Origin of the sequence: Pseudomonas sp. Z5-35 (assembly GCF_051131945.1) — a bacterium.
Lineage (GTDB): Bacteria > Pseudomonadota > Gammaproteobacteria > Pseudomonadales > Pseudomonadaceae > Aquipseudomonas > Aquipseudomonas marvdashtae.
The window spans coordinates 370660-383967 of sequence record NZ_CP071640.1 but is presented as its reverse complement, the minus strand read 5'-3'; the positions used below and the strand labels follow the sequence as shown (position 1 = coordinate 383967).

The 13308-nt window shown below is 60.7% G+C and carries 12 protein-coding genes and 1 pseudogene; 8 read left to right on the top strand and 5 right to left on the bottom strand.

The window, feature by feature from the left end; all coding sequences use genetic code 11:
* Positions 1-16: 16 nt before the first annotated feature.
* The gene (locus J3P95_RS01855; protein ID WP_186634454.1) at positions 17-688 is read right to left on the bottom strand and encodes a TetR/AcrR family transcriptional regulator; all 672 of its coding nucleotides are present in this window, start codon (positions 686-688) and stop codon (positions 17-19) included.
* A 148-nt stretch (positions 689-836) separates the two neighbouring features.
* On the opposite strand from J3P95_RS01855, the gene J3P95_RS01850 reads away from it, so the two are divergent.
* The 4 genes and pseudogenes from J3P95_RS01850 to J3P95_RS01835 all read left to right on the top strand — a co-directional run bounded on the left by J3P95_RS01850 (position 837) and on the right by J3P95_RS01835 (position 3494).
* Entirely contained in the window at positions 837-2267 is a 1431-nt protein-coding gene (locus tag J3P95_RS01850) for a coniferyl aldehyde dehydrogenase (RefSeq protein ID WP_434578961.1), read from the top strand.
* Positions 2268-2412: 145 nt separating this feature from the next.
* Positions 2413-2502: pseudogene (locus J3P95_RS01845) on the top strand (hypothetical protein); the annotation flags it as partial.
* 115 nt (positions 2503-2617) lie between these two features.
* Complete coding sequence (coaD, locus tag J3P95_RS01840) at positions 2618-3097, top strand: pantetheine-phosphate adenylyltransferase (RefSeq protein WP_007897855.1); 480 nt, start codon at positions 2618-2620, stop codon at positions 3095-3097.
* A 145-nt stretch (positions 3098-3242) separates the two neighbouring features.
* Positions 3243-3494 (top strand): YfhL family 4Fe-4S dicluster ferredoxin, encoded by a 252-nt coding sequence (locus tag J3P95_RS01835; RefSeq protein ID WP_003206534.1) that lies wholly within the window; start codon positions 3243-3245, stop codon positions 3492-3494.
* 23 nt (positions 3495-3517) lie between these two features.
* Here the strand turns inward: J3P95_RS01835 and J3P95_RS01830 are convergent, their stop codons facing one another.
* From J3P95_RS01830 to J3P95_RS01820, 3 genes are read right to left on the bottom strand one after another with little or no spacing between them, the layout of a single operon-like run.
* Positions 3518-3838: a multidrug transporter gene (locus tag J3P95_RS01830; RefSeq protein ID WP_434560240.1), complete on the bottom strand. Its 321-nt coding sequence runs from the start codon at positions 3836-3838 to the stop codon at positions 3518-3520.
* A gap of 56 nt (positions 3839-3894) precedes the next feature.
* Entirely contained in the window at positions 3895-4707 is an 813-nt protein-coding gene (mutM, locus tag J3P95_RS01825) for a bifunctional DNA-formamidopyrimidine glycosylase/DNA-(apurinic or apyrimidinic site) lyase (RefSeq protein ID WP_434560238.1), read from the bottom strand.
* A 30-nt stretch (positions 4708-4737) separates the two neighbouring features.
* The gene (locus J3P95_RS01820; RefSeq protein ID WP_434626623.1) at positions 4738-5553 is read right to left on the bottom strand and encodes an HDOD domain-containing protein; all 816 of its coding nucleotides are present in this window, start codon (positions 5551-5553) and stop codon (positions 4738-4740) included.
* Positions 5554-5744: 191 nt separating this feature from the next.
* On the opposite strand from J3P95_RS01820, the gene J3P95_RS01815 reads away from it, so the two are divergent.
* From J3P95_RS01815 to ilvD, 3 genes are all read left to right on the top strand, one after another.
* Positions 5745-6941 (top strand): class I SAM-dependent rRNA methyltransferase, encoded by a 1197-nt coding sequence (locus J3P95_RS01815; protein ID WP_003206543.1) that lies wholly within the window; start codon positions 5745-5747, stop codon positions 6939-6941.
* A gap of 207 nt (positions 6942-7148) precedes the next feature.
* Positions 7149-8354 (top strand): MFS transporter, encoded by a 1206-nt coding sequence (locus J3P95_RS01810; RefSeq protein ID WP_434578963.1) that lies wholly within the window; start codon positions 7149-7151, stop codon positions 8352-8354.
* A 268-nt stretch (positions 8355-8622) separates the two neighbouring features.
* Entirely contained in the window at positions 8623-10458 is a 1836-nt protein-coding gene (ilvD, locus tag J3P95_RS01805) for a dihydroxy-acid dehydratase (protein ID WP_434560234.1), read from the top strand.
* 109 nt (positions 10459-10567) lie between these two features.
* Here the strand turns inward: ilvD and J3P95_RS01800 are convergent, their stop codons facing one another.
* The gene (locus J3P95_RS01800; protein ID WP_434560232.1) at positions 10568-11623 is read right to left on the bottom strand and encodes a haloacid dehalogenase-like hydrolase; all 1056 of its coding nucleotides are present in this window, start codon (positions 11621-11623) and stop codon (positions 10568-10570) included.
* A 242-nt stretch (positions 11624-11865) separates the two neighbouring features.
* On the opposite strand from J3P95_RS01800, the gene J3P95_RS01795 reads away from it, so the two are divergent.
* On the top strand, positions 11866-13257 hold the full coding sequence (locus J3P95_RS01795) for an L-cystine transporter (protein ID WP_434578965.1): 1392 nt from the start codon (positions 11866-11868) through the stop codon (positions 13255-13257).
* The last annotated feature ends 51 nt before the right edge of the window (positions 13258-13308 follow it).

Below are 13308 nucleotides of genomic sequence, written 5' to 3'. Positions count from 1 at the left end.
TCAGGGGGTCCCGATCCTACTGCCCTTCCTCCAGGGTCTGGGCCAGGGGGACATAATATTCTTTGAACAATGCATTCACCGCTTCGCGGGCTTGATCGGTCACAAAACCCGCCTCCAGCACGAGCACCTGGTACACACCACGCTTGATGGCCTGTTCGCTCAGATGGCTGGAGTTTTCCCGGGTAGTGCAGAGAAACCGTACCCAGGAGGTCAGGATGATCCAGGCGTTGAGCGTCAGCGACTCGATCTGCACACGGTCCATCTCCAGGATGCCGGCGGCGACAAAGCCCTCGTAGATAGCGGTGCCATGGATCAGGCAGCGCTGGGAAAACCGTCGGTAGCGAGCCGCAAGTTCCGGGTCACTGTCGAGCAGATGTTCCAGGTCTCGATGCAGGAAACGGTAGCGCCACATTGCCGATAGCAGTTCCTGCAGATAGAAACGCTTGTCGTCCACCGTGGCTGGCCGCCCCTGGGGCGGGCGCAGGAAGCTGTCCACCAGGTTTTCGTATTCACTGAACAGCACGGCGATAATCGCCTGCTTGTTGGGGAAGTGGTAATAGAGATTCCCTGGGGACATGTCCATGTGGGCGGCGATGTGATTGGTGCTGATGCTGCGCTCTCCCTGCCGGTTGAACAACTCCAGGCTGTTCTGCACGATGCGCTCGCTGGTTTTTATTCGTGGGGCCATGGCTTGGGCTTTAATGAAAAAGTAATTGAAGGGCATCTTACGACCTATCGGTCACAGGATAAAACCCAAGCCATTTACCGCCGCTCATTTGACTTTTTAGAGCATAAGCTCTAGAAAGCACCGACGATAACAATTATCCGGTGCCGCCATGCCTGCCGACGTTGCTTATTTGCACGAGTCTCAACAGCACCTGGACCAACTCCAAGCACTCTTTGCCGCCCAGCGCCAAGCCTACGCCGCTCACCCGATGCCGCCGGCCGAACAACGCCGGCAATGGCTCAAGGCATTGCGTGAACTGTTGAGCAACGAACGACAGGCGCTGATCGATGCCGTCAGCGAGGATTTCAGCCACCGCAGCGCAGACGAAACATTGCTGGCCGAGCTGATGCCGAGCCTGCACGGCATTCATTACGCCAGCCGACACCTCAAGGGCTGGATGAAGCCTTCCCGGCGCAAGGTCGGCCTCGCCTTCCAGCCGGCATCGGCCAAAGTGGTCTATCAGCCGCTGGGCGTGGTCGGGGTCATCGTGCCGTGGAACTATCCGCTTTTCCTGGCCATCGGCCCCTTGGTGGGGGCGTTGTCGGCGGGTAACCGGGTGATGCTCAAACTCAGCGAATCGACCCCCGCCACTGGTTTGTTGCTCCAGCAATTGCTGGCGCGGATCTTTCCTCAGGACCTGGTGTGCGTCGTGCTTGGCGAGGCGGATGTCGGCGTCGCGTTCTCCAGGTTGCCGTTCGACCACCTGCTGTTCACCGGCGCCACCAGCATCGGCAAGCACGTGATGCGTGCCGCCGCTGAAAACCTGACCCCCGTCACCCTTGAGCTCGGCGGCAAATCTCCCGCCATCGTTTCCGACGACGTACCCCTCAAGGACGCCGCCGAGCGCATCGCCTTCGGCAAGACCCTCAATGCCGGGCAAACCTGTGTGGCGCCGGATTACGTGTTGGTGCCCCAGCATCGGGTCGGGGCGTTCGTCGAGGCATATCGCGAGGCCGTTCGCGGGTTCTATCCGACGCTGAGCGACAACCCGGACTACACCGCGATTATCAATGAACGACAACTGGCGCGACTCAACGGCTATATCAGCGATGCCACCAGCAAGGGCGCGCTGTTGATCGAGTTGTTCGACCAGGGCCAGGGCCGACGCATGGCCCACAGCCTTTTGCTCAACGTCACCGATGACATGACCGTCATGCAGGACGAAATCTTCGGGCCGCTGCTACCCATCGTGCCTTACCAGCACCTCGACCAGGCGCTTGCCTACATTAACCAGCGGCCACGTCCGCTGGCGCTCTACTACTTTGGCTACAACAAGGCCGAACAGAATCGCGTGCTCGAACAAACCCATTCCGGCGGCGTATGCCTGAACGACACCCTGCTGCACGTGGCCCAGGACGACATGCCGTTCGGCGGCATTGGCGCCTCGGGGATGGGGCACTATCACGGCCACGAAGGTTTCCTGACCTTCAGCAAGGCCAAGAGCGTGTTGACCAAACAACGATTCAACGCCGCGAAGCTGATTTATCCGCCCTATGGCAAGCCGCTGCAGAAGCTGATCCAGAAGCTGTTTATCCGCTAACGATGGTCTCCCGGGTAATAACAATAATGAACCCAAGCCAGCCACGCCCCTCCTGAAAATGCCCCATCGCAACCCATGACAATAAGAGAGCCCGAGCATGCCCGTACTCGACCCGTGCCGCGAAGGCCTCGCCCGTGGCTGGACCACCAGCATCGGCGCCAATCCGCAGTTGTCGGTCTATGGATTGACCGCGCAACTGGCGATTGCCCTGGCCGAACGTCTGGAAAAAACATGAAAATATCGGATATTCGCAACGTCTATAGTGCGTTCTTACCCAACAGCCGACTTGGCCGACCGAGAAGGCTGCGATACCATCCGACTCCCCAACGGACTCCCGCCAGGACGACGCGATGAACCGAGTGTTGTACCCAGGTACCTTCGACCCTATTACCAAGGGCCATGGCGATCTGGTCGAACGCGCCTCGCGCCTGTTCGACCACGTGATCATTGCCGTCGCCGCCAGCCCGAAGAAAAACCCGCTGTTCCCGCTGGAACAACGTGTGGAGCTGGCTCGTGAGGTCACCAAGCATCTGCCCAACGTGGAAGTGGTTGGCTTTTCGACGCTGCTGGCGCATTTCGCCAAGGAAAAGAACGCGAACGTGTTCCTGCGGGGCCTGCGCGCGGTATCGGACTTCGAATATGAATTCCAACTGGCCAACATGAACCGACAGTTGGCGCCGGACGTCGAGAGCCTGTTCCTGACGCCGTCGGAGCGTTACTCCTTCATTTCTTCGACCCTGGTGCGTGAAATCGCGGCCTTGGGCGGCGACATCACCAAGTTCGTGCACCCAGCCGTGGCCGATGCGCTGACCCTGCGCTTCAAGAAATAGCCCTCTCTGGTCGCGACTCACTTCGCGGCCAGACCGCCGAGCAGGCGCAGTCCATCGCGCCAGCGTGCACTGCGCTCTTGATTGCGGCACAATTGCGCCTATTCGTTTTCAACTGCCCGGGCCCAACGCCCCGGCCGGAGTCTGCATGTCCCTGATCATCACCGACGACTGCATCAATTGCGACGTCTGCGAACCCGAGTGCCCGAACGAAGCCATTTCCCAGGGCGAAGAAATCTACGTCATCGACCCGAACCTGTGCACCCAGTGCGTCGGCCATTACGACGAGCCCCAGTGCCAGCAGGTCTGTCCGGTGGATTGCATCCCGCTGGACGAGGCTCATCCGGAGACTGAAGAACAGTTGATGGCGAAATACCGCAAGATCACGGGCAAGGCTTGAGTTTTCGGACGAGCCTACAGGCCTCACTCCTGCCGCTCAAACCCTTCTCCAATACACCCCAGGCAGCGCACGAAGGTGGCTTTCGCCGGGTCAACCACCAACGCCTTCCCCGCGTCGCCAACACCGCCACCCAACGCGGTGAACGGCAACGATACGACGAACGCCCCGGCACCGATCACAGTGGCCGCGAGTAGCAAAGGACGGGCAATCAGCAAGTCGCCGATCATGGCGAAAGCGGGCGGATTCTGGATGGTATAGCGCGGGTCACCGCTCTCGGTGTTTGCCAGGACAGGCAAACCGACACTCAGCGAGAGTGCCAGAACGAAAGGTCGAAGCAGATTCATTGGGGGAAATCCTTCGGCTAGGCAGTATGACTACTGACTATAGACCGTAGGACGACTCAGCTCTGGCAGCGTGGACACCAGACGCTCGCACGCTGGCCCAGGCGGATTTCCCGCAGGCCCGTGCCACAGATCTTGCAAGGCTGCCCGCCCCGCCCGTAGACGAACAATTCCTGCTGGAAATAACCGGGCTGGCCATCGCCGCCAATGAAGTCCCGCAACGTGGTCCCGCCACGTTCGATGGCATGGGCGAGGATGCGTTTGATCTCGATCGCCAGCTTCAGGTAACGCGCCCGGGAGATGCCGCCCGCCTCGCGACGTGGATCGATCCCGGCGGCAAACAGCGCTTCTGTCGCATAGATGTTGCCGACGCCAACCACCACCGCGTTGTCCATGATGAACGGCTTAACCGCCATCGAACGCCCACGGGAGAGTTGGAACAATCGTTCGCCGTCAAAAAGATCGGTCAGCGGCTCCGGCCCCAGGCGAATCAGCAATTGGTGGTTGAGCGGATCGAGGCTCCAGAGCATCGCTCCAAAGCGCCGAGGGTCGGTGTAGCGCAAGGCCAGGCCGGACTCCAACTCTATGTCGACATGCTCATGCTTGGCGGCGGGCATGCCGATTTCAACCAGCCGAAGGTTGCCGGACATGCCCAGATGACTGATCAGCGTGCCGACCTCGGCATTGATCAACAGGTACTTCGCGCGCCGCTCCACCTGAACGATGCGCTGCCCCGAAAGCCGCACGTCGAGATCTTCCGGAATAGGCCAGCGCAAGCGGCCGTCGCGCACCAGCACGCGGCTGACCCGCTGCCCTTCAAGGTGCGGCGCAATTCCGCGACGAGTGGTTTCGACTTCCGGCAGTTCTGGCATGGGGGTCTCGAATCAGGCGACGATTGGCACTCAACGAGTGGCCAGGTCGCGAATTTCCTGTTTCTGGGTCTGGAAGTCGTACTCCGACAACCCTATGTAATCGAGCACCAGCGGACCGACGCACAGCCACTCGCGGTCTTCGGCCTGATTGCCCAATACCCGATGGGACGCGCAGATGTTTTCGGACATCTTCAGGATCGCCAAGAGGTTCTTCAGCGGGCTGTTATTGCGCGAAGAGTCGTCGCTGAAAATCGCCAGCGCATTGTGATGGTTGGCGATGGCCTGGCTGACGTGATCCGGCAGGCGCCAGGACTTGGAGGTGTAATAGCCGACCACTGCATGGTTGGTGTTGAACACGCGGTTTTCGGTATCCACCACGCGGCATTCGGCGCTGGCGTTGGCATAGGCCTCCTCCAGCACGCTCATGTACGTGGGGAACTGCTTGAGCATCAGTGGCACGCCGCAATCATGGAACAACCCCAGCGCGTAGGCTTCGTCACCGTTGTGCAGACCGACGCGCTTGGCGAGGGTCAGGCAGGTCATAGCCACGTCCTGGGCGGTGTCCCAAAAGCGATTCAGGACCACGATCGCATCATCGTGCAACGCGCCCTTGATCGATTGCGCGTTGATCAGGTTGATGATCGAGCGGCTGCCCAGCAGGTTCACGGCGCGCTGGATCGAGGTGATCTTGTTGCTCAAGCCGTAATAGGGCGAATTGACGATCTTGAGCAAGGCACCCGAGAGTCCCGGGTCCTGGGAAATCAGCTTGGCGATGGTCTCCAGGTCCGGATCGGGCATGTACTGCTCCATCTGCAAATCCACCATGATTTGCGGCTGGGGCGGCACACTGATGCCTTGAAGGGACTGTTGGATCTGTTCGGCGGTAAGCTCTTTGGACATGGGTACACACTCTGGGCCAGGCAGGGATTCTAACCCTTAAAGATGGATCCGATACACCGCCAGGCCACCGATCGTCCTCCAAGCCCGCCAATCCCTGCAACACGGTATACTCCCGCTCTTTTTTCCGGAGCGACGTCATGTCCCTGCCTAGCCTGCGCCTCAAAGCCAACGCCGACCGTCGCCTGCGCGCCGGCCACCTGTGGGTCTACAGTAACGAAATCGACGTGGCCGCCACCCCGCTGCACGGCTTCAAGGCCGGCGACCAGGCAATCCTCGAGGCCGCAGGCGGCAAGCCGCTGGGCATCGTTGCGATGAGCCCCAACAACCTGATCTGCGCGCGCCTGCTGTCACGCGACGTGAAGCTGCCACTGGACAAGTCGCTGCTGGTGCATCGTCTCAACGTCGCGTTGTCCCTGCGCGAGCGGCTGTTCGACAAGCCATTCTATCGCCTCGTCTATGGTGATTCCGACCTGCTGCCGGGCCTGGTGGTCGACCGTTTCGGCGACATCCTGGTCGTGCAGATCGCCTCCGCGACCATGGAGGCCCATAAGGACGACGTGATCGCCGCCCTCACCCAGGTACTGAAACCCAGCGGCATCCTGTTCAAGAACGACTCCGCCGCCCGTGACGCCGAAGGCCTGAACCGCTATGTCGAGACCGTCTTCGGCCTCGTGCCGGAGTGGGTGGCGCTGGAAGAGAACGGGGTGAAGTTCGAAGCACCGGTCATGGAAGGCCAGAAAACCGGCTGGTTCTACGATCACCGCATGAACCGCGCACGCCTGGCACCCTATGCCAAGGGCAAGCGCGTATTGGATCTGTTCAGCTACATCGGCGGCTGGGGCGTGCAAGCCGCCGCGTTCGGCGCCAGTGAAGTGTTCTGCGTCGATGCCTCGGCCTTCGCCCTCGACGGTGTAGAGCGCAACGCCGCATTGAACGGCTTCGCCGAGAAGCTGACCTGCATCGAAGGCGACGTGTTCGAAGCCTTGAAAGAGCTCAAGGCCAGCGAAGAGCGCTTCGACGTGATCGTCGCCGACCCTCCGGCCTTCATCAAGCGCAAGAAAGACTTGAAGAACGGCGAAGGCGCCTACCGCCGCCTCAACGAGCAAGCCATGCGCTTGCTCAGCAAGGACGGCATCCTGGTCAGCGCGTCGTGCTCCATGCACCTGCCCGAAGACGATCTGCAGAACATCCTGCTGACCAGCGCCCGTCACCTGGACCGCAACATCCAACTGCTCGAACGCGGCGGCCAGGGGCCCGACCACCCGGTACACCCGGCCATCGCCGAAACCCGCTACATCAAAAGCATCACCTGCCGGTTGTTGCCCAACAGCTGAGGCCGGGAGGGGCCAGTGCCGTAGCGCTGTGCCCCCCGACTGGCAACCAGATCGCAGCCTTGGCTGCGATTTTTTTTGCGCGCCTGAATAAGTCTGTAGGAGCCCACCCACGCAATTACCAGAACCGTCCTACTCAATCTCCCCGTGACTGGCGGCCATGACGCATTAGGATTGAAAGCGACCCTCAGGTAAGCCTTGGAACGCCTCATGACTGATCCGCAAAACCGCCTGGCGGCCCGCAAACCAGCCACCGTCGGCTTGTTGCTGACGCTGACACTGCTTGGTGTCTTTCCAATCGATGTCGTGCTGCCCTCGTTCCCCGCCCTGTCCGGGCATTTTGAACGTCCATCGTCGGACATTGCCCTGTCCGTCAGCCTGTTCGCGGTGGGTATCGCCCTTTCGCAACTGCTGGTCGGTCCGCTTTCCGACGTCATGGGGCGAAAAAACCTGCTGCTGATCGGGATTACCGTTTCAGCCGTTGGCGCAACAGGTTGCGTGCTTGCCGAGGGCTACTGGTCTTTTTTGCTGTCCCGTATCGTCCAGGCCTTGGGGTGTGGCTGTTTCGTGCTGTCCCAAGCGCTGATCCAGGACCTGTTCACCGGCCAGGAACAGCAGCGACTGCGAATCTTTCTGGTCACCTGCGGGGGGATTTTCATTTCCGTTTCGCCACTGGCCGGCACCGGGCTGCAAAGCTGGATGGGCTGGCGTGGCAGTTTCCTGGCCTTCATCGCCCTGGCAATCGGTGCATTCATCGGCACCAGTCGTCTACTTCAACGCTGCGCGGCGGGCAGCCCACCCAGGCGCCTGGATTTCATCGCCGCCTATCGAAAAGTCTGCGGCGACTTCAATTTCATGGCCTATTGGCTGACCTCGGCACTGGCGTTTTCCTGCCATTTTTCGTTTATCGTCATTTCACCGCTGGTGCTGATCGACCAACTGCACTTGTCAGCCGAAGCTTTTTCCCTGGCGCTGCTAGGCTACGGGCTGGCCTATATCGGTGGCGGAGCCGTCGCGACCGTGCTGAGCAACCGAATCGATCCACAGGCGCAAATCATCACGGGCCTGGGCCTGATTCTCGGCGCAGGCCTGCTGATGCTGGGGCTCGCCAATCTCCTGGGCTTGTCAGTCACCACCCTGTTGCTGCCCATGATCGTGTGCACCACCGGAACGACCATCGCCCGCGCCGCCGCCCACACCCAAGCCATGAATAGATTTCCCGGGCAGGCCGGCACATCCGCTTCGGCCGGTAGCGTGCTGATCTTCATCGTCGGCGGGCTGACCAGCGCCTCGATCAGCCTCACCCCACTGGACTTGCAGCTCACCCTGGCCCTCGGCTTGGTCCTGCTCAGCCTGCTGGGGCTGGCCCTCAATGCCCTGGTCCGGCAGCATGGCAGAGGGTTGTTGGCGGGTTGAACCCTGCCAGTCGTCATCCCATGCACGACATTGGCGCCCGATCAGCGCTTTGCGTCATTTCATCCTGGCGCCAGCGGTGTAGAATCGTGGCATTCATCGCCATTCATCCCCGGCGGGTTTATGAGCTCATGCTGAGGCGCGCAGCGATCCTGCACAGTCATCGGCCACTTCCGGACACACCGCCAATCCCGAGTGTTCCGGACGTCAACAGAAGCTCACTTCCCCATTGATACCTGATAAGTACCTGATTAGCCGCCCGGAGTGCTCCATGCCTGATTATCGTTCCAAGACATCCACCCATGGCCGCAACATGGCCGGCGCCCGCGCATTGTGGCGCGCCACGGGGATGAAGGATGACGACTTCAAGAAGCCGATCATTGCCATTGCCAACTCCTTCACCCAGTTTGTACCGGGCCACGTGCATCTCAAGGATCTGGGACAACTGGTCGCCCGTGAAATCGAACGCGCCGGCGGCGTCGCCAAGGAATTCAACACCATCGCCGTGGACGACGGCATCGCCATGGGCCACGACGGCATGCTGTATTCGCTGCCCAGCCGCGAAATCATCGCCGACTCGGTCGAATACATGGTCAACGCCCATTGCGCCGACGCCATTGTCTGCATCTCCAACTGCGACAAGATCACCCCAGGCATGCTCATGGCCGCCCTGCGCCTGAACATCCCGGTCATCTTCGTTTCCGGTGGTCCGATGGAAGCCGGCAAGACCAAGCTCGCCAGCCACGGCTTGGACCTGGTCGACGCCATGGTAATCGCCGCCGACGCCAGCGCCTCTGACGAGAAGGTTGCCGAGTACGAACGCAGCGCCTGCCCGACCTGCGGCTCTTGCTCCGGCATGTTCACCGCCAACTCGATGAACTGCCTGACCGAGGCCCTGGGCCTGGCGTTGCCGGGCAACGGCTCGACGCTGGCCACCCACAGCGATCGCGAACAGTTGTTCCTGCAGGCTGGCCGGACCATCGTCGAACTGTGCAAGCGCTACTACGGCGAGAACGACGAGTCGGTATTGCCGCGCAATGTCGCCAACTTCAAGGCGTTTGAAAACGCCATGACCCTGGACATCGCCATGGGCGGTTCCACCAACACTATCCTGCACCTGCTGGCCGCCGCCCAGGAAGCCGAGATCGATTTCGACCTGCGCGACATCGATCGCTTGTCTCGCAGCGTGCCGCAATTGTGCAAGGTCGCGCCGAACATCCAGAAGTACCACATGGAAGACGTGCACCGCGCCGGCGGGATCTTCAGCATCCTCGGGTCGCTGGCCCGTGGCGGCTTGTTGCATACAGACCTGCCGACGGTACACAGCAAGACCATGGCCGACGCCATCGCCAAGTGGGACATCACCCAGACCACCGACGAAGCCGTGCATCATTTCTTCAAGGCCGGCCCGGCGGGCATTCCGACGCAAACCGCGTTCAGTCAGTCGACTCGCTGGGAAACCTTGGACGACGACCGTGAGAACGGCTGCATCCGCAGTGTCGAACACGCCTACTCCCAGGAAGGCGGCCTCGCCGTGCTGTATGGCAACATCGCCCTGGATGGCTGCGTGGTGAAGACCGCCGGCGTCGACGAATCGATCCATGTGTTCGAAGGCAACGCCAAGATCTTTGAAAGCCAGGACAGCGCCGTGCGCGGCATCCTCGCCGATGAAGTGAAGGCTGGCGATATCGTGATCATTCGCTACGAAGGCCCGAAGGGCGGCCCGGGCATGCAGGAAATGCTCTACCCGACCTCCTACCTGAAATCCAAGGGCCTGGGCAAAGACTGCGCATTGCTCACCGACGGCCGCTTTTCCGGTGGCACCTCGGGCCTGTCCATCGGCCACGCCTCGCCGGAAGCCGCTGCGGGCGGCGCCATTGGCCTGGTGCGCGATGGCGACAAGGTGCTGATCGATATTCCGAACCGTTCGATCAACCTGTTGATCAGCGATGAAGAACTGGCCGAACGCCGGGCCGAACAGGACAAGAAAGGCTGGAAACCGGTGGAAGTGCGTCCGCGCAAAGTCACCACCGCCCTCAAGGCCTACGCCCTGCTCGCCACCAGCGCCGACAAAGGCGCGGTGCGTAACAAGGCGATGTTGGGATAGAAGCAGTTGCAAGCTGCAAGCCACGAGCTGCAAGCACATCGCATCGGCTTGTAGCTTGTAGCTTGTAGCTTGTAGCTTGTAGCTTGCAGCTTGCAGCTTGCAGCTGCTCCTACTGGATATCTTCAGGCTTGACGATCACCCAGTTCTTGTCCGCCGTCACCGGCAACCCTTCCTTGGCCTGGGCCGCCGCGTGCTTGGCCATCATGCCGTTTATCTGCGTCATGTATTTATCCTTGCGATTGACCCACAAGTGGATGCCGCCCTTGGCCACGTCTACATCATGGAACAGCATGTAGCCGTCGCTGCTCGGTGTGTCGCCAGCCACCAGCACGGGCTTTTTCCATTCATCGATGTAGGTCAGGATCGCCGCGTGCTTGCCGGCCATCCACGTTGCCGGGGTCCACAGGTAAGGCGTGTATTCCAGGCCAAGATTGGCCTTCTCATCATATTTGCCCGCGGTGATCTGCTTGCGCGCGGTGGTCAGCTCGCCGGTCTTGCGATCCTTGAGCAGTGTGGTCACGCCGATCACGTTCTGCGGCTTGAGGTTGTAGCCATATTTAGGATCCGAGGCGACCATGCGCACCAGTTCCTCGGAAGCGGCGGTCATGACATAGACCTCGATGCCGTTTTCCATCAGCTTGTTGTACAGCTCGGCCTGGCCGGTGAAGATTTTCGGCGGGTTGACGTTGTACTGGACCACCTTGTCGCCCTCGTAATAGGTGGTCGGCACCGGCTTGCCGGACGCCATCAGCTCATCGACATAGCCCTTGAGTTCCTTGAGCGTGAAGCCCGAGAACACCTGGGCCACCCACGGATAGCAGACCATGTCGTCCACTTCGCACAGGCGGTAGTAGTAACTGAACAGGCTTTCCTTGTGTTCGGCCGTGTCCTTGAACGGCATCAGCTTCAAGGATGGGTCCAAGGTCTCCCGGGTGATGAGGCCCTTGTTCTCCATGAACGGCAGCAACGATTCCTCAAGGTCGTAGCGGTAACTGGTGTTGTCCATGTCGAACACCGCGAAGTTACCCTTGTTGGCGTTGGCCGCGATCATCGCATCCAAGGCCTTGGCCTGCTCCGCCGGCCAGTGCTTGAGTTCGGTGGCGAGCACTTGGCCGGCGAGACCAAGACTCAAGGCGACAGCGAGAAAACGAGGTGCGAGCTTCATCGGCATTTCTCCCGGGTTCAAAGAGCTCGACGCTAACAAATGCGTATGACAGTCCTCGCCCAGCCGCGACCGCTTGCGTCCTGATAACGCCAGTGGCATACCCGCAAACGCCAAGTCCTTATTCCATAAACGACAATCAACATGCCTTTTTAGTATTAATTCATTAGATATCAGACTGTTAGGCTTCCCGGCTCACAGTCGCGGCTTCGGGCGACTGGCACGTCTTATCGGAGTCTGTTTTGATGAATCTGCCGCTGATCCTCAACCTGCTGGTGTTTCTCGCCTTACTGTTCGGCCTGGCACAAACCCGTCACCGCACTTGGAGCCTGGCCAAGAAAGTGTTTCTGGCGCTGGTATTGGGCGTGGTGTTCGGTATCGCTCTACATACGATCTATGGCGCCGGCAACCCGGTGCTCAAGGCTTCAATCGGCTGGTTCGACCTGGTGGGCAACGGGTACGTGCAATTGCTGCAAATGATCGTGATCCCGCTGGTCTTCGCCTCGATCCTCAGCGCCGTGGCCCGCCTGCATAACGCCTCGTCCCTGGGCAAGATCAGCTTCCTGACCATTGGCACGCTGCTGTTCACCACCGCCATCGCCGCGCTGATCGGCATCGGCCTGACCAACCTGTTCGGCCTCACCGCCGAAGGCCTGGTGGCCGGCACCCAGGAATTGGCGCGCCTGCAAGTGATCCAGAGCGACTACGCTGGCAAGGTCGCCGACCTGAATATCCCGCAACTGTTGCTTTCGTTCATCCCCCAGAACCCTTTTGCCGACCTGGCGCGGGCCAAGCCGACGTCGATCATCAGCGTGGTGATTTTCGCAGCGTTTCTCGGTGTCGCGGCGTTGCAACTGCTCAAGGATGACGCCGAGAGAGGCCAGAAAGTGATCAACGCCATCGACACCTTGCAGAGCTGGGTGACGCGCCTGGTGCGTCTGGTGATGAAGCTGACCCCGTACGGCGTGCTGGCACTGATGACTAAAGTGGTGGCCGGTTCCAACCTGCAGGACATCATTAAGCTTGGCAGCTTCGTTGTGGTCTCGTATCTGGGACTGGGGTTGATGTTCGTGGTCCATGGCTTGCTGGTGTCCGCTGCCGGGATCAACCCGTTGCGCTTCTTCCGCAAGATCTGGCCGGTGCTGACCTTCGCCTTCACCAGCCGCTCCAGCGCCGCCACCATCCCGTTGAGCATCGAAGCCCAGACCAGCCGCCTCGGCATCCCCCGGGCGATTGCCAGCTTCAGCGCCTCGTTCGGCGCCACCATCGGCCAGAACGGTTGCGCCGGGCTTTATCCGGCGATGCTGGCGGTGATGGTCGCGCCGACTGTAGGTATCAACCCACTGGACCCGGTGTGGATCGCGACGCTGGTGGCCATCGTGACCTTGAGTTCGGCCGGGGTGGCCGGCGTCGGTGGCGGCGCGACGTTCGCCGCGCTGATCGTGCTGCCGGCCATGGGCCTGCCGGTCGCGCTGGTGGCGCTGCTGATTTCGGTCGAGCCGCTGATCGATATGGGCCGCACGGCGTTGAACGTCAGCGGTTCGATCACCGCCGGGGCGATTACCAGCCAGGTGATGCAGCAGACCGATAAGGCACTGCTGGAAGCTGACGAACATGCAGAGCTGGTGCACGCTTGAGCGGCGGCACCGGAGATTGATCGTTCCCACGCAGAGCGTGGGAACGATCTA